Raw genomic sequence first — 21650 nt, forward strand, 5'->3', positions numbered from 1 at the left:
GAGAACTTAGTGGCCAATAATTCCTAAAACCAAACCTGGCGTCAGTATCTGCGGTAATACAACTTCCGATCCATGCGCTGGATAATAAACATAGAGAGGGACGCCATCGCGCCCGTGAGCTTTCAGGTAAGCGGAAATTCCAGCGTCCCTGTTGGTCCAATCGCCCTTGAGATAAGCGACATGCCGAGCACTGAACGCCTTACGGACAGAGTCCACATCGAGCGCCACCCGTTCATTCACCATGCAGGTGATACACCAGGACGCCGTCATATCGACAAAAACCGGCTCTCCCTTTGCACGAAGGTCTGCCAGCTTCTCACTTGAAAACGACTGAATTTGATTATCAGCTGACGTGGCAGGAGACGTCGCTGTTGCAGATACCGGTTCGGCAAGACTACGGGACAAGCCTGCCCCACATACGACCATGCACAGAACGGCTACAACACGGCAGAAGAGAACTGTGCCCCTTCCACCTTCCCGCATCGCGCGATGCTGCCCTATGCCGTAGATCCAGGCCGCAAAGCCCAGCAACACAAGACCGCCGCCTGCCACGACTACGAAATTCACACCGCGCTCAATTGTCGCCACCCACAGCAACCATACGCAGGTTGCCAGAAGTGGGAAGGCCAAAGCCTGCTTCAACACACCCATCCATGCTCCCGGCTTTGGCATCCGCGATGCGAGACCCGGAACACTTGCCACCAGCACATAGGGAGCGGCCAACCCAAGCCCCATGGAAAGAAAGACCAGCAGCCCCATCACAGCGGGGCCACCCAAAGCTCCTGCAATGGCGACTCCCATAAACGGAGCCGTGCAAGGCGTCGCGACGATGACAGCCAATAGCCCCGTCATCATGTCACCAGCATGACCTGCACCATGTGGATGCAACTGACCTAACCGCCCCGCGCTGATTTCAAAGACGCCAAGCAAGTTCAGAGCCATGCCAAACAGCAGCCAGCATACACCAACCACAAATCCCGCTGATTGGAACTGGAAGCCCCATCCAGCTGAGGATCCGGCAAGGCGCAGTCCGATCATCAGAAGACCAAGAACTGCGAAGGCTCCTGTAACGCCCAGCGTGTAAAACAGTGCACTCTGCAACTGCACACGTCGCCCAACGCCGCCCATCTTCGCCAATGACAAGGCTTTCATGGCCAGAACTGGAAAAACACAAGGCATAAGATTGAGGATCAGACCGCCGACAAAAGCGAACAGCATCACACGGAGCCAACCAGTACCCGTTGGTACGGCGTCTGCGGAAGCAGGCGCGGGCGCTGCTGCGGCATTTTCTACTTTGGTTGGACCCACCGTCTGTTCAGCAGAAATCTGGATAGGGCTTTCTTGACCAGCCTCATCCTTCAACACGACCAGCCCCTTAAGCGGCGCATCCCGATGAGCAGTTTTCAGAAACTTCAGGTGAAGAGAAAGCTCGTCTTTGCCAACGTTCAGCGGCTGCGGAGCAACCTGATCAATCAGGCCACCTTCTTCCGGCAAAAACCAGGCTTCCGAAACTGCTGTGGAGGACAGTCCTCTGCCTTCAAGCGTCAGGACACCATCAGCAGAAACATGCGCCTTGAAGGGAGACGGAATCGGCATTTTCGCATCTGCGGCCTGAAACAGGCCAGCCTGAGCGCCTTCAGGAGCGGGACCGGAAGACGCAGGCAGTGCCAGCGAAAAATCACCGCTTTCAGGAATGCAGACTTCGGCACAAACAAGCCATTCTGCATGTGCATGAAGGGTGGTCTCGCCAGTCCCTTTTAAGGTCAGACTGGCGGGAAGCAGCACATCTCCGACATAGGCGTAGGACATGAGACCGCCTTCGCTCAGGCGAACTGGCATCGGCCAGTGGATGTCCGAAGTCTTGCCAGTTGCCCCGCCCTGCGCCGTTACGTCAAGCGTCGGAGTGTCCCCGGCATCTCCAGGGTTGATCCAGTATGTGTGCCAGCCCGGTTTAAGTTGCAGCCTCAACCCAACACGCAATGACTGGTCCGGACCGATTGAATCACGGTCAGTAATCAGAGTTGCCGTATCATTGGCTGAGACGACAGCAGGGCTTTCCGCTGCAATAGAGGCCCCATTGACACCAAGACCACATATCCCCGCTGCAAGCAGGGCCAACAGACTTAACACACGACGCAAGGTAGTCTCATTCCCTCAGGACAAAACAGGACAGCCTGCATAACACTCTATGTCTGAGAAAACAGTGCTTTTCCACAAACGGGACTAAATAAATCCTGTTTTATGGTTTTTGTCTCAGGGAATCAGTTTCTCCGCTCTCAGGCGCTCAAACAAATCGAAGAACGAGTCTGGCGTATATTGCCACCCGTCAAACCCTGCCAGACGGCTCTTGGACATGTCCGTCACACATTCGACAGGACGCCCCAGATCCGCGTCCGTATGCCAGGCAGACGCCAGGTGATCGATCCGACTTTCGGTCAGGCCATATTTCTCAGTAATCTGCGCCCACAAGTCTCCATCTTGCGACAGGGTTTCCTCAAGATCTGTCGCGTGGCCGGGATAAGGTGCTGCTTCCAAGCCGAACCATGCAGCAAGGCGAGGCCACAGCCACTTCCAGCGAAACACATCCCCGTTCACCACGTTGAAGGCTTCATTCCATCCGCTTTCAGATGTTGACGCCCAGAGAAGCTGCCTGGCCAACTGACGGGCATCAGTCAGGTCGGTAAGGCTATCCCACTGTACAGGCGAGCCAGGGAAAACGAAGGGACGTCCCGTTTCACGGCAGATCGTCGCGTAAACAGCCAAAGTGCTCCCCATATTCATCGCATTGCCAACTGCATATCCGATGATGGTGTGGGGACGATGTACGCTCCAGGAAAAGCCGTATTTTTCCGCGGCGGCAAACAGCACATCTTCCTGATCGTAATAGAAATTGGCCAAGGGCAGACGCGGCATGTCCTCGCGGAATGGCGTCTGGGGTGGCTCACCTGAAGCATAAGATTCAAATGGCCCAAGATAATGCTTCATACCCGTTGTAAGCGCAGCGTGCTCAAGCCTCTCTGGCGCGGGAAGTGCCTCGAACACATGGCGGACCATCGCGGAATTAACGCGACAGTTTTCTTCTTCCGTGGGCTGACGAAGCCAGGAACAGAAAAAGACGTGTGTGGGCGTCAGATCCTTCAGGGCCAACTTAAGGTTGTTCAGATCCAACAGGTCTGCCGCAATCGGCAGAACACCGGCCATGTCGTGCCGGGGCCGGCGTGCCAGCCCATGAACAGTCCAGCCCTCGGCAACGAGGCGCGTCGCAAGCGTCTGGCCAACAATTCCAGTTGATCCGACAACAAGAGCAATACGGGACATCAGGGTCTCCTTTCCCGAAAAGTAGTTCGCCATCCATTTGAGCCCTTGGCGTGAACAGTTCCAGACGGCACCATATTGTGCCCTGGATACCAAAAGGTTCCCAAAAAATGACAACTTCCCTCCCAGCCCACTATCGCCGGGCTCCCTTTGACGAAGACTGCGCGCCACGCCGGGTTCTGAGACTTTTCAGCGGAAAATGGACGACCATGATCCTCCATACGCTCCATCTTCTGGGAGGAAGTTCACGCCCCGGCCGCCTTCAGCGGAGCATTCCTGGTCTTTCAAAAAAAATGATGACCCAGACTCTAAGAGAGCTCGAAGAAAAGGGACTCGTCTGTCGTGAGATCCACCAGATCATGCCACCCAATGTGGAATACAGCCTGACATCTCTCGGGAAGGTCTTCGTCGAGCCCATTGAACAGCTCTATTTGTGGGGGATCGACCATGCAGATGCACTGGAAGCGCTGGAGGCAAATGAAAGCGGGGCAGCGGCCTCAGTCCCTTCACTGGAAGCCGCAGAATAACGCATCACTTTTTGGACAGAGGGCCTCATCCTGTGGCACTCCTGCTTGAAAAGGGCCCTCCCGGCCAGAACAGACCCCACCTTGCGCGGACATGCTCCAGTTTCAAGGCATATCAAGGACATTTCAGACCGATGTGTTCCCCTTCACGGCCAGTCCAGTCACGAACACCCCGTCAAAAGAAACGCCATTCCTTCATGGCCTTTCTGGTTTTCCTGACGGCCCTGCTGGCAACACCCTTCAGCTGGGCGGAAACAACACCTGCAAAAGCCGCAGCAGCGACAGTCAGCCCCACGGCGGCTCCCCTGTCGGCTCAGGAAGCCCAGCAGCTTCTGAATGTTCTGAATGACCCCAAACAGCGTGACAACTTCACACACACGCTCTCCCTCATGGCGCGTGGTGTCAAACAGACAGACACGCCTGCGGCAAGCCCTGCGTCCAAGGCCGCGACCATGCCGGACGTGTCGCCAGAGATTGATAACGGTCTGAAGAGCGTTCGTACGCAGTCTTTGGGATATGTTCACAACTTCCTGAACCTCTTCAGTGATCTGGGGCTGGTCGGCCACTGGTTCAGGTCACAGATGCTGTCGGCAGAAACACGCGCGCCAATCCTGCATGCATTTGGAATTGCCGCGCTGGTTATTGCATGTGGTCTGGGGCTTGAACGGGCCATCGCGCTGATGCTGCGTAAACCGCTCCAGAACCTGACGCTCAAGGCACAGGCGCGGGAAGTCCGGAACATTCAGGCGCTCCCTGAGACAGATCCGGCACCTCTCCCAGCCGACACCGACGCCACGAGCAACTCCAGCCAAACCCGCGCAGAAGACCAGAGACGTCAGGTCGAGACGCTCCGTTTCCTGTCCCGTATTCCTTACGCCCTGGGTCATTTTTTGCTCAAAGCCCTGCCTGTTATGGCATTCCTGCTTCTGGCAGGTCTGGCGGTACTGGTTCTGCCCCTGACTGAGCGAACGGTGAACGTTATCCTGACGCTCGCATACTCTTACGCCGGGGCACGCACACTCTACCTTCTGGTCGAGACGGGTCTCACTCCACGATCACCGACCATCCGGCTCCTGCCGGCGAGCACGCCGACGGCATTCATGGTGACACGGTGGTGGAACGTACTGGTTGCGGCTCCCGCCATTGTCATCTGCCTCTCTGAACTTGGCGCACAGTTCAATCTGGCCCCCCGTGGGACGGATGCCATGATCAGAGCCGTCGTTCTTGTTGAACACGTGCTGATCGCCGCCTTCATCTGGCGCATCCGTCACATTGTCAGCAATGCGCTCCAGCCCAGCACGGTTGGCAAAAAAACAGGAATGTGGACGGTTATTGCCGCCATCACGCGCCTGTGGTGGGTGCCTGCCATGTTCCTGGATATTTCCCTCTGGATTGTCTGGGCAGCCCATCTGCAGGGCGGCTACGCTTGGATTCTCAAAACAACAGGCGTCACGATCGGTGTGCTCGTAGCGTCCCGTCTGGGTGCGGTTCTGGCCTACGGGCTTCAGGACCGATTTTTCCGCGTCAATCCACAGCTTGTGGAGCGGTTTCCGGAACTTCAGAAACGCGCTGACCGATACTACCCTGTCGCACGCATGGTGCTGACGGGGGCCATTCTGTTCCTCACGCTGGTTGCCATCACAGAAGCATGGGGCCTGCCAACCTTCGGCTTCTTCATCAAGAATGCCCTGGGCCGTCGTCTGATGGATACCGCACTGACGATGCTGATTGCAGCGACTGTGGCTGCTGCAATCTGGGAAATGGTCAACATCATGCTGAACCGGCAGCTCTCGTCTTTCGAGACCTCAGGCCAGCGTTCCCGAGCAACCCGCCTGCGAACGGTGATGCCAATCATCCGCACCGTTCTTCTGGCCATCATCATCATCATCGTTGCCGTGACGACACTCTCGCAGATCGGCATTAACGTAACGCCACTTCTGACCGGTGCAGGTATCCTTGGCGCAGCCATCGCTTTCGGTTCCCAAAGTCTGGTGAAGGACTTCATCACGGGCTTCTTCATGCTCGTTGAAGACGCAATCCAGGTCGGTGATTGGGTTACGACAGGAGGCGTCTCGGGAACAGTAGAAAACCTCTCAATCCGGACTGTAAAGGTGCGCGACATTACAGGCGATCTGCACATCATCCCGTTCTCGTCCGTCTCCTCCATTGCCAACACAGCGCGCGGCTACAACCAGATCGTCATCAAGCAGCAGCTTGATCTGTCGGAAGACCTGCCACGCGTCTCTGCCATCATGGAAAAAGCCGTTAAGGAAATGCGTGCTGATCCGGTTTTCGGGCCGATGATCCTGTCCGACTACACAGATCTGGGCGTGGATCAGAGCGACAGCGGAGGCGCCACCCTGATTGGCAGCATCCGAACCACACCGATGATGAAGTGGAAGGTTAAACGCGAATTCAACCGTATCGTGACCAACCGCTTCGCGGAAGAAGGCGTCAAATTCTATACGCCGACGGCTTACACCACCACACCGCCAGGCAACACCATGCAGTTCAAGGTCGCCAACGACACAGGACCGCGGACCGTTCAGCCCGCACCTGAGAAAGCCTGATCCCTACAGAAGGCGTTTTAAAAGTTTGGGAAGAGCGTGAAGCTGACCAGAGACAGGTAAAACATCACTGCCAGCAGAATATGGCACATGTAGAGCGGGGCAATCACATAGCCCCGCCGCCTTGCCCACCCCATGAGAAGGCCAAAGGCAGCAACAGCCACGGCTAAAGCGACATTCAGCATAAGTCGGCTGTCACCATTCGCCAGTGCGACCATCATGAAAACTGCGCCGAGTAGGGCAAACCCGACATGGACTGGCAACAGAGCCTTCAACGGACGCTTGCTTCGGAGAACGCAGAGGCCAAGCCATACGCCTGCAATAACCGTTAAAGTGAAGCACAACATCGAAGCAATCAACATCTTCGAGTCACCTTTTCTCTCATGTGTTTCCGGACATTACCGGATCTGGGAGCAAAATGCTTGCAAGTATTCGTGCGCACATCATGCGCCTCATATCAGAGCGACACACAGAGCGTCTTTCCAGGACGCTCTCTCGAAGAGACCCTAATTGGTCCACACTCACAGACTTCGCCTATAGCGCCCGGCATCACGCGAAGTGAAACCAGAAACGACAACGGCCAAACGCCAGCGCGCACAAAGACGCCCTGATCTCTGTAATAAAAAAGCCCGGCATCTCTGCCGGGCTTTCAACAATAGAGACATCAACTGACGTCTCCATCATCGCTCATCTCAGATCAGCGCAGAATGCCAGTGTGCCCCACACTGTAACGGCCTGGCTGCGGCCAAACGGTCAGGCCATGTGGCTCTGCTCCAACAGGGATCTTGCGGACAGCCCCCGTGTCCGTGTCGATGGCATAAACCACGTCGTCAAAACGACCAGACAGCCAGAGCAGTTTGCCGTCAGCACTGACATTGCCCATATCCGGGCTACCACCATCCGGAATCATCCAGGTCTTGATGACCTTGTCCGTCGCGAAATCGATGATGGACACTCCACCCGGACCACCGCGCTTGCCGTGAATGCGATGGGAACCGCGGTTCGCCACATACATGACCTTGCCATCACGGCTTGGATACAGGCCATGCGTGCCAATACCCGTTGGGATGAAGCCGGTTTCCGTAAAGGAGTCACCGTCCACAACGAACACACCGTCAGCCATCATGTCGGCAACATAGAACTTATGCCCGTCTGGAGCCGTCAGAATATCCTGCGGCATTCCACCCTTGGACAGCTTCAGCATACCGATCATCTTCAGGTTCACGGTATCGACCTTGGCAACATAACCGCCAAACTCGCAGGTGAAGATCGCGTACTTGCCGTCAATGGAGAAGTCAGCGTGATTGACGCCTTTGCACTCCGGCGTCTCGACTGAGCCCTTTAGCTCCATCGTGTGCGGGTCGCGGAAATCAAGACGCTTGTGGGCTTCAGCCACCGTGATCGCGTACTTGCCATCTGGGGTGAAGTACATGTTGTAAGGATCGTCCACTGCGATATTTGCGCCGGGCTTTGCGGTCGCAGGGTCGATCGGCGTCAGGGAGCCATCCGGACGTCCCTCACTGTTGTTGGTCACCCACAGCGTCCGAAGATCCCAGGACGGCACGACGTGCTGCGGGGAGCGACCAACGGGGTAGGTATCCACAACCTGAAAAGACACCGGATCAATAACGGAGACACTGTTTCCACGCAGATTCGGGACATAAACCCGCGCCGGATCATGAGCGATCGCCGGGGAAATATGGGACGGCGTGGTCTCGCTATAAATATTGTGCGGATCAATCACGGCTGGCATGCCCGGAATGGTCTGCACCGCATCTGAAGCAACCGGAGCGGCCACGGGAACAGATGAAACAGCAGGCGCTGGCGCCGAGACAGGCACCATCGCTGGCGGAGCTGCTGGAGCGGCCGGGGCCGGAGGCACAGGAATTGGTGCACTTGCATCCGCAGGAGCCGTGGTCTGGGCCTGCGCCGCAGAGGCTCCCAGCAGCGTCAGCGCCGCCAGAAGGGGGGTCTTGAAATTCATGGATGGCTCCTGTTGAAGGACTGAAGTGCCGTTACAGCGGTGCGTATCTGCATCTCTGTGCCGATACGTCCCAGTCCGGGCGTAGCCTGGCGCGGATCCCCGCCATAAACGCCATCGGTGACACTGGGTTTTGGAGCAGTGCGAAGTGCTTCCTGACGAACCAGGGACGGATCCACGGCCAGCATCAGGGACGTATCGCTCAGCTCCGCATGCATACCCACTTCTGCTGCATGGCCCTGCGCTTTCAGGGCATCAGCATACTGATGGGGAATAACTTCATAATAATCGCGCAGGTCCAGAACTGCTGCCTGACCCTTCCATCGCGTGTTCAGCTCCTGAGCCACATGCGCCATGGACGCCTGATAGCCCCCATGATCTCCCAGAAAAACGATTTTCCGGAAACCTTGCACACGAAAGCTTTCAGCAGCACCTTTCAGCATTCCTTCAAACACGGCAGGCGGTACGGAAATCGTTCCCGGAAAACGCATATGAGAGGTTCGCGGGGAGGTTGAACCTTCCGGCACATAAGCAATGACGGGGGCTACAAACGTCTGCCCGGCCTGTCTGGCAATTTCGTCAGCCAGAACCTGCGCCCGCACATTATGCTTGCCAACAGCCATGTAAGGCCCGCTTTGCTCCGTACCGCCGACAGGAATGATAATAGTATCCGTACCGCCATGAACGGAGCGGTCGATTTCCGTCCAGGTGTGGCAGGCGAATTCAACTTGTGCCGCCGTTCCCGAGCAATGCATCACGGCCTGCCCGAATGCCAGCGGAGCCATACCAATCCCCAAGCCAAACATCGCACAGGCGGAGCGCAATAGACGGGAATAAATCGGCATAAGACAGGCATCTCTGAAAATGGTCGTCTTTCCCTACTCCATCCGGGGGTATGTTTTCCAGAGCACGCCATCTTTTCGCTCTCGGAAGATACAGTATAGAGAGCGGTATGCCTTTTCCTGTTTCTTATGACCCCGATGCGGTCGACAGCGCCGCCCATCTGATTCAAGTCGCACTGACGCCAGTTTTCATGCTTTCTGGCATTGGAACACTGATCAACGTTTTCAACACACGTCTTGCCCGTGTGGCAGACCACCTAGAAGACGTGCGAAAAAAACTGGCTGCCCCGCCTTCCGACACCGATACGCCAGACCCTTTTTATACACCGGAACGGCTGGCAGCCCACGAGCTCAGACTCCATCGGCGAATCTTTGTTCTGGACGCCGCCATCATGCTCAACGCCATCGGCGGGGCCTCGACCTGCGGCGCGGCAATGGCTCTTTTTGTCGGCTCACTGCGCGATGCAAGCACATCCACATGGCTGCTAGCCTTTTTCGGCATAGCTCTGGCCTGCACTGTTGGCGCTCTTTTCTTCTTTCTGGCGGACACGCTTCTCAGTTGGCACGGGCTACGACGCGACGGGCTTTCTCTTTCGTCCCCCAAGAAAAATTGAGGCCTCGCGCAATTTTATTGCGCGAATGGGCTAGTTCCCAGATTTTGATACCTTAAATTGCTAGGGAAGCGACAATAGAACATCCCTGAACTGAAACGTGAAATAATCGCTGTTTTGGGTCAGGGGAGTGCATTTCATGAATTGCAGCAAAGTTCTGGCAGGGATTTATGCGTTAAACGCAGGTCTGATCCCGCGTCTTCATTTGTTGCCTTGAAAGTGGTTTCTGGAGTTTCTCCCGTCCCACGCCATCAACGGCAAGTAAAACGGAGAAAACTTCCATGACGTCCATGACCCTGATCCACCTGATCGGCCTGCCAACGAATCTTCTCGCCCAGTTCTCAATGGTCGCATTCGTGCCTGTTATCGGCGCTCTGATGATCGCTACCGTTGCAGCTGACCGCGTTTCTTCCAAAGGCTGACATTCAGCCTTTGGTCACGCCTTGGCTCTTCGCGAGCAGGGCTTCAGTGACGAACGGATAAATAGGAGTTCGGATCCAGACGACGACGCCACAAGTCGCTGATCCAGCAGCCCATGATTCCGATCATCATGCCCACTGATGTGGACCCGATCCAGTGTGACGGTAGCAGCGCCATTAAAATGCCTGCGCCTCCTGCGATGGTCCAGTTCAGTGTACCAATCAGGGCAGATGCTGCTCCTGCCTGATGCCCGTGATGCGTCAGGGCCAGAACACCAGCGTTTGGCCCGACAAATCCGAGCGACGACGTCGTGCAGAAGATCAGGATACAGAGTATCCAGGGGTTTTGTGGCCCAACCAGCCCCAGCGAACAAACCAGCACACCAAGCAGTGTGAAAGTCAGAACAGCCAGCATTCCGTATTCCATAACTCTGGTAAACAGAAAGCGCTGCGCCATCCGTGCATTGATCTGTGATCCAATTACGAAGCCTACCGCGTTCAGCCCGAAGAAGATGGCGAACAGACGCGGCGAAAAATGCAGAATGCCTTCAAAAAGAGCCGGGGCATTGGAAAGATAGGCAAACATCGTAAAGGTGCCAAAGCTCGCAACCATGGCGGCAGAGCAGAACAGCGGCTCTGTAATCAGCCCCCAATACCGGGTGACCACGCCTGTAAAAGGGAGTGCAAACCGCTTCTCTGGTGGAAACGTGTCTGGCAGCAGGAACCACGTTCCAATAAACAGCAACACTCCGAACCCTGCGCCAACCCAGAAAATCAGTCTCCACTCCCCCAGATCCAGCAGAAAACTGCCGATGGAAGGTGCCAGAAGCGGCCCGAGACCAAAAATCAGCATCAGCTGGGACATCAGCTTCACACCAGCAGGCCCGGTAGCAACGTCCCGCACCATGGCTCGTGGCGCTACCGACGTTGTCGCCCCTCCCATGGCCGCGATGAAACGCAGAATGCAGAACAGGTGGAAGTTTGTGACCACGGCCAGCAGGGCAGACGCAATCACATAGACCACCAGCCCCAGCAGAAGCGGTAATTTACGTCCATAGCGGTCACAGAGTGGGCCGAGTGTAAACTGCCCGATCGCCAACCCGGCGAGCCAGGCTGTTAGGGTCAACTGCGCTGAACCAGCTCCCTGCCCCAGATCATGCTCCAGCATGGGAAATGCTGGCAGATACATATCTGTCGAAACCGGTCCGAGAATGAAAATAAGGCCGATCAAAATCCGAACGACCGGCGAAAGGGTCGTTACAGGAGCATCAGGGGTGGAGGAAGTGGACAAAAGTACACCACGTCATGGCAGGGCGATAAACAGGAAAACGGGCCCCCATTAAAGAGAAGCCCGTTCCGGTACTCAACGCCTTTTTATGCGCCCTGACCATCCCCGAAAAAGCAGAAACGATCAGGAAAACAGGGAAGACTGGAAGATTATTTCCCCCAGCCAGCCAGCACGCTGTCCTTCACACTCTTCGGCAGGCCAACATAATCAAGGCGGGCATTGTCCGCGTCACCGTTCTGGAAGCCCCAGGCGAAGAAGTCACGAACAGCCTTGGCGGCCTTTGCATCCTTCGGGTTCGTCGGAACCAGGACGAATGTTGCAGTTACGATAGGCCAAGCGCCTGCGCCAGCCGTGTCGAGCAGGTTCACAGCATAATGATCAGCATAAACCCAGTCAGCAGCGTTTGCAGCTTCCACAAAGCTCTTGAGCGTCGGGGACACGAATGCACCCGTATGGTTCTTCATTTGGGCAATATTCAGATGGTTTTGTGCGGCATAGGAATACTCGACGTAGCCGATGCCACCTTCCGTCTGCTTGACCATTGCTGCCACGCCGTCGTTGCCGCGAGCGCCAGAGCCACCCGGCCATGCGATTGACGTGCCAGCACCCAGCTTCTGCTTCCACTCAGGGGAAACCTGGGACAGATAAGACGTAAAGACAAAGCTCGTGCCAGAACCATCCGCGCGGTGAACAGGCGCAACATCCGTTTCCGGCAGCTTCAGACCCGGGTTCAGGGCCTTGATGCGGTCGTCATCCCATTCCGTGATTTCGCCATCATACAGGGCAGCAAGCGTCGGGCCGTCCAGACGCAGGCTACCTGGCTCAATTCCAGGAACGTTAGCGACAACGACAATGCCGCTCATCACGGTCGGAAACTGATACAGGTGTTCAGCAGCCAGACGATCGCCAGCCATCGGCTTGTCCGAAGCGCCGAAGTCGACGGTACGAGCGATAACCTGATCCTGACCGGCGCTGGAGCCGACACTCTGATAGTTCACGTTGACGCCGATCTGCGTCTTGGCGCCAGCACCCCATGCCCCATAGATGGGAGCGGCAAAGCTGGAACCTGCACCCGTGATTTCCGCAGCACGGGCGGAAGACAGCGAGACAGAACCAAGGGCCGTCATTGCGACAAAACCGAAAAGCGCGAGCTTGTTCTTAATCATGATGATCCCTAACCGGGCATTGGTAAACGGAGTTATGTACTAGCCCCAGCCCTTCAAGGGAAACAGGGGGAGCCTCATGATAGTTTCATGACAGGCTCAGAGGGCCTGATGCACAAATATCACACCCATTTTTCATTCCCCGAAAGAGCCAAATAACGGGGAAATTTCGTCCTTTCCTAAAAGACACATATTTTCAAAGAGATGACAGGGTTTGTCATAAATGAGTCTTTTTCCCGTCATGAAACCTTCCCACTCTTCGAAAAACGGAATCAGATACCTCCGCTGTGGATCACCTGCCATTCATGCAAGGACGCACCACGGCAATGACTTTTTCTCTCCGAAGAACAACTGCTCTTCTGGCGACTTCGACCCTGATGTCTCTTGGAATATTCGCTGGACAGGCACATGCGGCTGACCAGATGGAAATCATGGAACGTCAGATCCACGCGATGCAGGCGCAGTTGAATGCCCTGAAGAAAGAGCATAACGACGAGATCAAGCGGGCCAAAGCCGTCCTTGCCCGCCAACGTGAAGAAGCTGAAAACAACCCTTACGGTCAGCGCAGCAGCTACATCGGCTCACACCAGCAATCCCCAGCGCCGCTGATCACTGTGCGGCAGGGCACAGGTGGTCCGGACAGTGGCCGCCCGGCGTCAGACCGTGCAGACATCACCTCCTGGGCTGACTTCCAGCGCGCAACGTCCCAGGACGAAGAAGTCACTGTCGGCGGTGTGAAAATCGGCTTCCCGAAAGGCCGCCCCACCATCCAGTCCTCTGATGGAGCTTATGCGCTCTCCATCGGTCTGGCCTTTCATGAAGACTTTGGCGGGTTCTTTAATTCGGGCCCACGCCGTGGTGAAAGCCGTGGCGCTTTCAATAGCTTTACCTCCAACATGCGCCGTCTGCGTATTCCGTTCATGTTCCGCTACAAGAACTGGGTTGCAGCCGTTACGCCTGACTTTGGTGCGAACCATAACGACGGCTATGTCGGACTCTATGAAGGCAACCTGAACTACACGGGCTTCCGCAACACGATCCTCACAGCTGGTTACTTCCAGCCTCGCGTGACGGAAGAGGACTCCGAGAGCTCCAACGACTTCTTCACACTTGAACGTCCGAGCATTACCGACATGGTCCGCAACATCGCTGCTGGCGATGCCCGTTTCAGTGTTGGTGGGCTGCATTATGAAAAGCGTTGGTGGGTCGCAGGGTACTTCACGGGCCAGGAATGGGGCCACCGAAATGGCTCTGACAATGGCAGCACCTATTATGGTGGCGGCAGCAGCAACACCGTTGACAGCCAGACAGGCGGAACGCTTCGTGTCGCAGGCCGTCCGGTCGCCACGAAGGACTGGGATGTCCACGTGGGCGTATCAGGCATTTCCGCATTTCGCGTAGCCTGCAACACTGGAACGAGCACCACCTCCTGCTCGCGCTCCACGTCTTTTGGTCAGCGTCCCGAGTTTGACATCGGTGAAGCCAACCTCGCTGGAACGGGCACGATCAGCAATGCCGCACAGGTGTGGGCTGCCGGTCCTGAACTGGGCGTTCGCTGGAAGCGCCTGATCGTCAAGGGTGAGTACTATCATGTTGGTGTTCAGCGCTCTGGCGCTGGCCTGAAGTCTGCAGGCTTCCAGGGCTGGTACGGCTCCGCAGCTTATACGATCCTCGGCGACCCACGCATGTACAACTATAAGGAAGGCGCGTTTGGTGCCCCTGGCGTCAAGTCTTCTGAGGAGTTCAATCCTGCTCTCAACCAGTGGGGCGCTCTTGAAGTTGTTGGCCACTACAGCGTGATCGACCTCAACAGCAACCTGAACGATCCCAATCCAAGCAATGTCATCCGCGGTGGTCAGCAGACTGTCTGGACGGGTGGCCTGAACTGGTACCCCAACCGTCATTTCCGCTTCATGCTGGATTACAGCCACTTCATCGTGTCTCGCAGCATGCAGGCGACTAACCTGTACGGTCGCACCGGAAACTCTATTGCAGCCCGAATTCAGGCTGGTTTCTAACACTCTACCTTTTCTCAGACAGGCGGGGCGGATCATGGATCCGACCCGCCTTTTTTTATGGAGCATGAGACAAGAACAATATCGTCTGCAGCAGCGAGTTTCCTGTCGCACAATGACACGCACCTCATTGTGGTTTCTGTCTAAAGTAGTCGGCCTTCGCTTGTATTACGCTTGCGATATTGGCCCCGACAGACGAGCTGCCCCTCCAGGACGCCCTTTCGCTTATGTATGTCTCTTTGCCCCGTTTGAGTTCCCTCGCAGCAACGACCCTTTTATTATCTCTGGCTCCCGCCCTTCCCGCTTTCTCTGCCGATAGACTGGAAATCATGGAGCGCCAGATCCGGGCGATGCAGGCTGAAGTTCAGAAACTCAAGAAAGAGCGCAATGAGGAGATCAGGCAGGCACGAGCCGTCCTCGCACATCAGCGTGAAGAGACAGAAGCGAATCCCTACCGACAACGCGCGGCCTTTCTCCCGCCTCCTCCCCTCCTTCAGGCCATGCCGGCAATTGCCCCACTCACAACCCACAGACCTGGCGCCCACCCGCAGGACACGCCGCCATCTGACCGCGGTATCGTGACATCGTGGCAAGATTTCAGGGCCGCCACAGCTCAGGATGAGGAAGTCAGTGTTGGGGGGATCAAGATTGGCTTCCCAAATGGACGTCCGACCTTCAAGACATCTGACGGTGCCTACGCCTTATCCATCGGTCTGGCTTTTCAGGAAGATTTTGGAGGTTTCCCAAGCGTTTCACGTAGGAATGGGGAGGACCGCGGCAACTTCAACAGCTTCACGTCCAACAGTCGGCGTCTCCGCATTCCGTTCACTTTCCGCTACAAGGACTGGGTCGCAAACGTCACGCCCGACTTTGGGCATGGCAATAATGACGGGCAGGTCGGCCTTTACGAAGCCAACATCAATTATGCCGGCCTCCACAACACAGTCCTGACCGTTGGATATTTTCAGCCGCGTGTGACGGAAGAAGATGCAGAAAGTTCGAATGACTTCATGTTTGTCGAACGCCCGGCAATCATTGACCTTGTTCGTACGATCGCCGCTAACGATGCCAGATTCAGTGTCGGCGGCATGCACTATGCCGATCGCTGGTGGATTGGCAGTTACTTCACTGGCCAGGAATGGGGTAACCGCAACGAACGTGGTTATTACGCCAGCATCGGGGACAACATCACAGATAGTCAGACTGGCGGGACTTTCCGGGTCGCAGGGCGCCCGATCGTGACCAAAGATGTGGACATGCATGTCGGCATTTCATCCATTGCGTCTTTCAAGGTGGCAAAAAGCGCAACCGGCCGCAGTTACACCTTTGCTCAACGCCCGGAAATCAATCTGGGTGAATCCATTCTTATGACCACAGGCGCTATCAGTAATGTTGCACAGCTCTGGTCGGCAGGGCCGGAGTTTGCATTGCGATGGAAGCGGCTCCTGGTCAAAGCCGAGTATTATCGCATTGGTGTCGAACGCTCGGGCGGCCTGCCCTCACTTGGATTTCAGGGGTGGTATGGGGCCGTTGGGTACACGCTGTTTGGGAACCCGCGACGATACAGCATTCAGGAAGGAGGATTTCTTGCCCCAGGCGTTTCTCCAGATCAGGAATTTGACCCACTGCATGATCGTTGGGGAGCTCTGGAAATCGCAGCCCGTTACAGTGTGGCGGATCTAAACAGCCGCATCGGTGATGCAGATGGCATCCGTGGTGGACAGCAGATTGTCTGGGCGACAGGCCTGAGCTGGTATCCCAATCGTTATTTCAAATTTATGCTAGACTATAACCACTTCATTGTCAGTCGCTCTTCCGCCACCATTAACCTCTATGGTCGCAACGGGGATGCGGTCGTCGGACGCATTCAGTCAACATTCTGAACAGCATTCATTTGAAACCCAATGAAATGTTCTGGAAAATTATTTTTTCCAGACAAACTCTCCCGCTCCAGAGATCTTCCAGTTATTGTAGAATTTTATATTCGGTATTTGGAAAGACTTTCTCTTGCTTAAATGGCTTCTTGGGGCGTTCCTCTGCCTTCTTGTCGTTTGTAGTGCGATCATCGGGGGCGGCTGGTTCTGGATCGACCAGAAAGATTTCGCTGCACTTGCGACCCAGAAGCTCGAAAAAGCCACAGGCCGAACGGTCACGATCGGTTCTCTACGCGTTCGCGCTGGACGCTGGATCACGATAGATGCCAAGGATCTGCATCTGGCCAATATTCCCGGAGGAAGCCGTCCAGATATGGTGAGTGTGGGCGCCCTGCATGCCAGGATACGGGTGACCTCACTTTTGCATGGGCCAATTGAAACACGCGATGTCACGATTGACCACTTCTCAGGTCTTTTTGAACGAACGCCGGACCGAACACCTAACTGGCGCTTTAAGCCTCAAAAAACTTCCGATCATGCAGAGACCGAACACTCCGGCTCTGACAAGCCAGACCTGAGTTGGTTTCCGGGACTCCGTAACGCTACGATTATGGACAGCGATGTCACTTATCGCTCCGCAAAGGGCTCTTCCTATCAAGTCGGCATGCAGCATGTGACTTTTCAGTCCGATAATGATGCATCACCTTTGATTATGGCGTTTCAGGGCGCGTACAACGGCACTCCCGTCACGCTGGATGCCACCATGCAGCCGCTTGAGGTTCTACGCCGCGCGCCAGAGCCCTATGGGGCTAAAGCACACATTACTTCTGGCGATCTTGTCATCGATTTCGACGGCACCCTGACAGACGCTCTGAACTTTGATGGTGTGAACGGCAATATTGCCCTTTCCACACCAACTGCGTCTCCAGTGTTCGAACTCGCTGGGCTATCGGGCACTCACCCTGCTGTTCCATTAGCTCTGAAAGGAACCTTCAGCCATACTGGAGACAACTGGCATCTTACGAATGCCTCAGGCAATTTCCAGAACAGCAAAATAAAAAGTGGGACCTTTGATCTCAACGAGGGCGGTAACGGCAAGCCCGATATCATTGCGACAGACCTGAATCTGGGCCGCGTAGATCTCAATGATCTGAATAAAGCCCTCTCATCCGGAAAATCTTCCGGATCAACCGATATTCCGTTGATTGCCCCTGCCAATCCGGATCCGGTTCTGCACGTCAAACTCACCGCAGATGAGATCCTCTACAACGCCCTCACATTCTCGAAACTGAAACTGGAGGCATCCCAAACACCGGGTCGCATTGACGTCAGCACTTTAGCACTAGGCTATCTTGGAGCGGGGCTTCAGGCCAACGGTCACATGGAAGATCAAGGCGGACATTCGCGCGTCACAGCCAACATCGCTCTATCCCATGGTGATATTGATCGCCTTCGCCGTACCGCCGGTCTCGCTCCCGTCCCGGTCAAAGGTGCCCTGTCGATCCGTATTATCGCTTCAGCAAATAATGTCCGCACTTTGAACGAAGCTACACGGAAAGCCGATCTGGTTGCCGCGGTCAGCATGGAAAAAGGCGAAATTGCCCGTGAAATCGTGGAAGCTGCATCCATGGATCTTCGGCTACTGTTCCGACACGCCAAGGGAACGACACCGATCACCTGTATGCTTGGTGTTCTGGAGATGCACCAGGGGATTGGGAAAGTTGTTCCGCTCCGCCTGAAAACGAGTACCGGTGTTCTGGCTGCCAAGGCAGATTTTGATCTGAACCGTCGGTGGTTAGACCTTGTTTTCGCGAGCCGACCATTCTCAACAAGCTTTTTTGCTCTCGATATCCCAATACGTGTGAGCGGACGTTTTGACAGCCCCAATTTGAGCATTGCGAAGTGGTCGAAAAAGGGACGGGATCTTTTGGCTGATTCCAACGAATTGACAGTTCTTCCTGCCGCACTCCGCTCCTTTGCATCATCGAATGCCTGCGTTCGCCCCACGCAATGACACACTATTCCAGCAGTTGGGACGACACCGATTTGCTCCCTCAATGTGCGCAGGTTATGCAGACCCCATAGCGCTTGGAGAGTTTCTGTTATGCGTATAGCAATGATCGGTGGTGGTTACGTCGGACTGGTCTCTGGTGCGTGCTTTGCCGAATTCGGTTCAGATGTAGCCGTTGTCGAGCGGGACCCCAAGAAACTGGCAGCCCTGCGTGAAGGCCGTATTCCCATCTATGAGCCGGGTCTTGATGCCATTGTTGCCAAGAATACCGAGACCGGGCGCCTAACATTCGGAGACGACCTGTCAGCCGCCATTAGTGGGGCGGATGCTGTCTTTATCGCCGTGGGCACCCCAACCCGACGCGGCGATGGTCATGCAGACCTCACCTACGTCTATGCTGCCACAGAAGAAATCGCCCGATCGGCCAAAGAGGGCCTTCTCGTCGTTACAAAGTCTACGGTTCCCGTCGGAACGGGACGCGAAGTGGCGCGGATCTTAAGAGAAACACGTCCCGAGCTCACATTCGACGTTGCCTCAAATCCCGAATTCCTACGCGAAGGTAGCGCGATCGGGGACTTCATGCGTCCGGATCGCGTGATCATCGGAATCGATACCTCCGGTCCCGATGAGGGCGAGCGGGCGACAAGAATCATGCGTGAAGTCTATCGCCCTCTGCATCTTATCGAGGCACCCATCGTCATCACCGATCTTGAGACGGCGGAGCTCACCAAATACGCGGCCAATGCCTTTCTCGCCATGAAAGTCACGTTTATCAACGAGATGGCTGATCTTTGCGAAAAAGTGGGAGGCAATATCCATGATGTCGCGCGTGGCATGGGCCTCGATCAGCGCATTGGTCGGCGCTTTCTGCATCCCGGGCCCGGCTATGGCGGGTCATGCTTCCCGAAAGATACACGCGCCCTGACAGCAATCGCGAGTGACGCTGGCGCCCCATCCCGCTTGGTGGAAGCCACCGTGGCGGTAAACGAAGACCGCAAGAGCCGCATGGCAGAACGCATTATTGCTCAGGCTGGAGGCTCCGTCCAAGGAAAGACAGTGGGTGTTTTAGGTCTGACCTTTAAGCCAGATACTGATGACATGCGTGAGGCTGCCTCCCTACCTATCCTCGCACATCTTCATGACGCAGGCGCCCGGATCCAGGCCTTTGATCCAGAGGGCATGGAACCTGCCCGTACGCTTCTTCCTGACGGGGTCATTTACTGTGAGGATGCACTGGAAGCAGCTACCGACGCTGACATTCTGGTCGTTCTGACGGAGTGGAACGTGTTTCGCGCCATTGATCCGGACCGCCTGAGCAAGGCCATGCGAGGGAAGGCAATTGCTGATCTCAGAAACATCTGGAACCCCGCGACCATGCGGGCTGCCGGATTTGAGTACAGCTCGATTGGACGAATCTGAGTATAAAAAAAAGCCGGCTCCCTCATGGAGCCGGCTTTTTTTTGAGACATTGCTTTCCGTGGAATCAGGACTTGTGAACGGGGGCAAAGGTTCCGTTTCGAAGGCTCATTTCAAGCTGTTCCAGAGACTGTCCTTTGGTTTCCGGCACATAGCGCAGCACGAACAGGAATGCCGCTGCATTGACGAGGGCGAAAAGCCAAAACGTCATGTGCGCACCCAGCCCCTGAACCAGCGAGAGAGTCGTCAGGGAGATCAGAAGATCTGCTCCCCAATGGCTACCCGCGACAAGGCTCATACCTTTGCCACGGCAGGACAGCGGATAAACCTCAGCACCAACCAGCCAGACCGCAACCGACAGACTACCCGTGTTGCAGATCGTGTAACCCATGATTGCTATAACCGTGATCCATGCGCCAGCACCGCCCTTCATATGAAGAGCAAACATTGCACCGAGCACGATCAGGGAAATAACTGCACCAGGCAGCAAACGTAGGATCAGTGTCCGGCGGCCCCAGTTATCGACAGCCCAACCACCAAAGATCGTCGCGCAGACCATCGCCAGACCAACAGCAACGGACGTCAGAAGAGCAGATTCCTGTCCGAAGCCTGCATCTGCAAAGATCGTTGGAGCGTAGTACAGAACCGCGTTGATGCCGGTCAGCTGACAGAGCAGCGCAATACCAACAGACGCGATAAGCGCGGGGCGAACCCAAGGCTTGGCAAGTTCTGACCAAGGAGCTTGCTCATCATGGTTGTCTATGATGGCCTGAAGCTCATTCTGGGCAACTTCTTCCGAAGACCGCACCCGACGCAGCACAGCAAGAGCTTCGTCTGTGCGTCCTTTGAGCGCGAGCCACCGTGGGCTGTTAGGCAGAAAACCCATTCCGACAAAGAGAATCAGTGCCGGCAGCATGCCGATGCCGAACATGATCCGCCAGCTGCTGTCTCGGAGAAAATAGCCCGTCAGGAAGGAAATCGTGACGCCCGAAACAATCGCAAGCTGGAAGCCAACAACCAGGCGTCCACGCCGGTTGGGTGGCGAAATTTCTGCAATGTAAATGGGGACAATCTGAGACGCCGCACCAATCGCAAGCCCCAGAATCAGACGCGATACGATAAGAACCGTAACCCCTTGCGCAGCCGATGCAAGCGCAGTGCCACCAAGAAACAAGGCGGCAGCAAGCATGACCGTCCGGCGGCGGCCAAACCGGTCTGAAATTCCGCCTGCACCAAGACAGCCAATCAGCGCACCGAGAATGATGGCGGACGTTACAATTTCGGACCCGATCGTATCGAGATGAAACTGCTCACGAATCTGTAGAAGTGCTGACGATATGATCCCGGTATCATACCCGAAAAGCAGACCACCCGTTGCAGAGATGGTGGCGATGAAGTTGGTCAGCGCTTCTCCGCTGAGCCGTCGTGAAACATCAAGGGACTGCGTCATTAGGGTCTTCTTCCGTCCGTGAGCAGGGTCATTCGGGGTGGGTGCTTCTTTAACGTTACAGCACCTAAAGGAACATCATAAAAGTGAGTATTTTCATATTTCGATGATATTTATGTTATTTATCACCCAGATGTGACATTCAATGATGCATGTTTGTCACATCTGACCGCATCG

Annotated in this window: 16 protein-coding genes; 8 read left to right on the top strand and 8 right to left on the bottom strand. The window is 55.6% G+C overall.

Translation table 11 applies throughout. The annotated features are described in order from the left end of the window. Nucleotides 1-6: 6 nt before the first annotated feature. Nucleotides 7-2130 (bottom strand): protein-disulfide reductase DsbD domain-containing protein, encoded by a 2124-nt coding sequence (locus tag R5H23_RS10025; protein WP_317215482.1) that lies wholly within the window; start codon nucleotides 2128-2130, stop codon nucleotides 7-9. Between the two features lie 123 nt (nucleotides 2131-2253). Beyond that, on the bottom strand, nucleotides 2254-3318 hold the full coding sequence (locus R5H23_RS10030) for an SDR family oxidoreductase (RefSeq protein WP_317215307.1): 1065 nt from the start codon (nucleotides 3316-3318) through the stop codon (nucleotides 2254-2256). A 107-nt stretch (nucleotides 3319-3425) separates the two neighbouring features. Here R5H23_RS10030 and R5H23_RS10035 point away from each other — a divergent pair, with 107 nt between their 5' ends. Continuing rightward, nucleotides 3426-3842 (top strand): helix-turn-helix domain-containing protein, encoded by a 417-nt coding sequence (locus R5H23_RS10035; protein WP_211508135.1) that lies wholly within the window; start codon nucleotides 3426-3428, stop codon nucleotides 3840-3842. A 194-nt stretch (nucleotides 3843-4036) separates the two neighbouring features. Beyond that, on the top strand, nucleotides 4037-6409 hold the full coding sequence (locus R5H23_RS10040; protein ID WP_317215308.1) for a mechanosensitive ion channel domain-containing protein: 2373 nt from the start codon (nucleotides 4037-4039) through the stop codon (nucleotides 6407-6409). 17 nt (nucleotides 6410-6426) lie between these two features. On the opposite strand, the gene R5H23_RS10045 is transcribed toward R5H23_RS10040, so the two are convergent. The 3 genes from R5H23_RS10045 to R5H23_RS10055 all read right to left on the bottom strand — a co-directional run bounded on the left by R5H23_RS10045 (nucleotide 6427) and on the right by R5H23_RS10055 (nucleotide 9232). Continuing rightward, nucleotides 6427-6768, bottom strand: a complete 342-nt coding sequence (locus R5H23_RS10045) for a hypothetical protein (RefSeq protein ID WP_317215309.1) — start codon at nucleotides 6766-6768, stop codon at nucleotides 6427-6429. A 335-nt stretch (nucleotides 6769-7103) separates the two neighbouring features. Continuing rightward, nucleotides 7104-8390, bottom strand: a complete 1287-nt coding sequence (locus tag R5H23_RS10050; protein ID WP_211495602.1) for a YncE family protein — start codon at nucleotides 8388-8390, stop codon at nucleotides 7104-7106. Next, nucleotides 8387-9232, bottom strand: coding sequence for a creatininase family protein (locus R5H23_RS10055; protein ID WP_211509551.1), 846 nt, complete (start codon nucleotides 9230-9232; stop codon nucleotides 8387-8389). Before R5H23_RS10055 ends, R5H23_RS10050 begins: the two co-directional genes overlap by 4 nt. 107 nt (nucleotides 9233-9339) lie before the next feature. Between R5H23_RS10055 and R5H23_RS10060 the strand changes: the two genes are divergently transcribed. Beyond that, nucleotides 9340-9843, top strand: coding sequence for a DUF2721 domain-containing protein (locus tag R5H23_RS10060; RefSeq protein WP_064275264.1), 504 nt, complete (start codon nucleotides 9340-9342; stop codon nucleotides 9841-9843). 278 nt (nucleotides 9844-10121) lie between these two features. After that, complete coding sequence (locus R5H23_RS10065; RefSeq protein WP_157091237.1) at nucleotides 10122-10262, top strand: hypothetical protein; 141 nt, start codon at nucleotides 10122-10124, stop codon at nucleotides 10260-10262. A gap of 43 nt (nucleotides 10263-10305) precedes the next feature. On the opposite strand, the gene R5H23_RS10070 is transcribed toward R5H23_RS10065, so the two are convergent. Both R5H23_RS10070 and pstS read right to left on the bottom strand, forming a co-directional pair. Then, nucleotides 10306-11550 carry a multidrug effflux MFS transporter gene (locus R5H23_RS10070; RefSeq protein ID WP_317215310.1) on the bottom strand — a complete coding sequence of 415 codons (1245 nt, stop codon included), beginning with the start codon at nucleotides 11548-11550 and terminating at the stop codon, nucleotides 10306-10308. 146 nt (nucleotides 11551-11696) lie between these two features. Continuing rightward, nucleotides 11697-12713 carry a phosphate ABC transporter substrate-binding protein PstS gene (pstS, locus tag R5H23_RS10075; RefSeq protein WP_317215311.1) on the bottom strand — a complete coding sequence of 339 codons (1017 nt, stop codon included), beginning with the start codon at nucleotides 12711-12713 and terminating at the stop codon, nucleotides 11697-11699. A gap of 323 nt (nucleotides 12714-13036) precedes the next feature. Between pstS and R5H23_RS10080 the strand changes: the two genes are divergently transcribed. The 4 genes from R5H23_RS10080 to R5H23_RS10095 all read left to right on the top strand — a co-directional run bounded on the left by R5H23_RS10080 (nucleotide 13037) and on the right by R5H23_RS10095 (nucleotide 20029). Beyond that, entirely contained in the window at nucleotides 13037-14728 is a 1692-nt protein-coding gene (locus R5H23_RS10080) for a porin (RefSeq protein ID WP_317215312.1), read from the top strand. A gap of 224 nt (nucleotides 14729-14952) precedes the next feature. After that, nucleotides 14953-16608 (top strand): porin, encoded by a 1656-nt coding sequence (locus tag R5H23_RS10085; protein ID WP_317215313.1) that lies wholly within the window; start codon nucleotides 14953-14955, stop codon nucleotides 16606-16608. A 124-nt stretch (nucleotides 16609-16732) separates the two neighbouring features. Continuing rightward, the gene (locus R5H23_RS10090; RefSeq protein WP_317215315.1) at nucleotides 16733-18613 is read left to right on the top strand and encodes an AsmA-like C-terminal region-containing protein; all 1881 of its coding nucleotides are present in this window, start codon (nucleotides 16733-16735) and stop codon (nucleotides 18611-18613) included. Nucleotides 18614-18703: 90 nt separating this feature from the next. Next, nucleotides 18704-20029, top strand: a complete 1326-nt coding sequence (locus R5H23_RS10095; RefSeq protein ID WP_317215317.1) for a UDP-glucose/GDP-mannose dehydrogenase family protein — start codon at nucleotides 18704-18706, stop codon at nucleotides 20027-20029. Between the two features lie 64 nt (nucleotides 20030-20093). Here the strand turns inward: R5H23_RS10095 and R5H23_RS10100 are convergent, their stop codons facing one another. Further along, nucleotides 20094-21476 carry a sugar porter family MFS transporter gene (locus R5H23_RS10100; RefSeq protein WP_211495608.1) on the bottom strand — a complete coding sequence of 461 codons (1383 nt, stop codon included), beginning with the start codon at nucleotides 21474-21476 and terminating at the stop codon, nucleotides 20094-20096. Nucleotides 21477-21650: the final 174 nt, after the last annotated feature.

Origin of the sequence: Gluconobacter sp. GP1 (assembly GCF_032913585.1) — a bacterium.
GTDB lineage: Bacteria > Pseudomonadota > Alphaproteobacteria > Acetobacterales > Acetobacteraceae > Gluconobacter > Gluconobacter cerinus.

What these genes read in the sequence shown, in the direction of transcription:
- R5H23_RS10035 (WP_211508135.1), top strand. Translation starts at nt 3,426, where the DNA reads ATGACAACTTCCCTCCCAGCCCACTATCGCCGGGCTCCCTTTGACGAA.
- R5H23_RS10100 (WP_211495608.1), bottom strand. Translation starts at nt 21,476, where the DNA reads ATGACGCAGTCCCTTGATGTTTCACGACGGCTCAGCGGAGAAGCGCTG.
- R5H23_RS10085 (WP_317215313.1), top strand. Translation starts at nt 14,953, where the DNA reads ATGTATGTCTCTTTGCCCCGTTTGAGTTCCCTCGCAGCAACGACCCTT.
- R5H23_RS10060 (WP_064275264.1), top strand. Translation starts at nt 9,340, where the DNA reads ATGCCTTTTCCTGTTTCTTATGACCCCGATGCGGTCGACAGCGCCGCC.
- R5H23_RS10050 (WP_211495602.1), bottom strand. Translation starts at nt 8,390, where the DNA reads ATGAATTTCAAGACCCCCCTTCTGGCGGCGCTGACGCTGCTGGGAGCC.
- R5H23_RS10065 (WP_157091237.1), top strand. Translation starts at nt 10,122, where the DNA reads ATGACGTCCATGACCCTGATCCACCTGATCGGCCTGCCAACGAATCTT.
- R5H23_RS10055 (WP_211509551.1), bottom strand. Translation starts at nt 9,232, where the DNA reads ATGCCGATTTATTCCCGTCTATTGCGCTCCGCCTGTGCGATGTTTGGC.
- R5H23_RS10045 (WP_317215309.1), bottom strand. Translation starts at nt 6,768, where the DNA reads ATGTTGATTGCTTCGATGTTGTGCTTCACTTTAACGGTTATTGCAGGC.
- R5H23_RS10095 (WP_317215317.1), top strand. Translation starts at nt 18,704, where the DNA reads ATGCGTATAGCAATGATCGGTGGTGGTTACGTCGGACTGGTCTCTGGT.
- R5H23_RS10030 (WP_317215307.1), bottom strand. Translation starts at nt 3,318, where the DNA reads ATGTCCCGTATTGCTCTTGTTGTCGGATCAACTGGAATTGTTGGCCAG.
- pstS (WP_317215311.1), bottom strand. Translation starts at nt 12,713, where the DNA reads ATGATTAAGAACAAGCTCGCGCTTTTCGGTTTTGTCGCAATGACGGCC.
- R5H23_RS10080 (WP_317215312.1), top strand. Translation starts at nt 13,037, where the DNA reads ATGACTTTTTCTCTCCGAAGAACAACTGCTCTTCTGGCGACTTCGACC.
- R5H23_RS10040 (WP_317215308.1), top strand. Translation starts at nt 4,037, where the DNA reads ATGGCCTTTCTGGTTTTCCTGACGGCCCTGCTGGCAACACCCTTCAGC.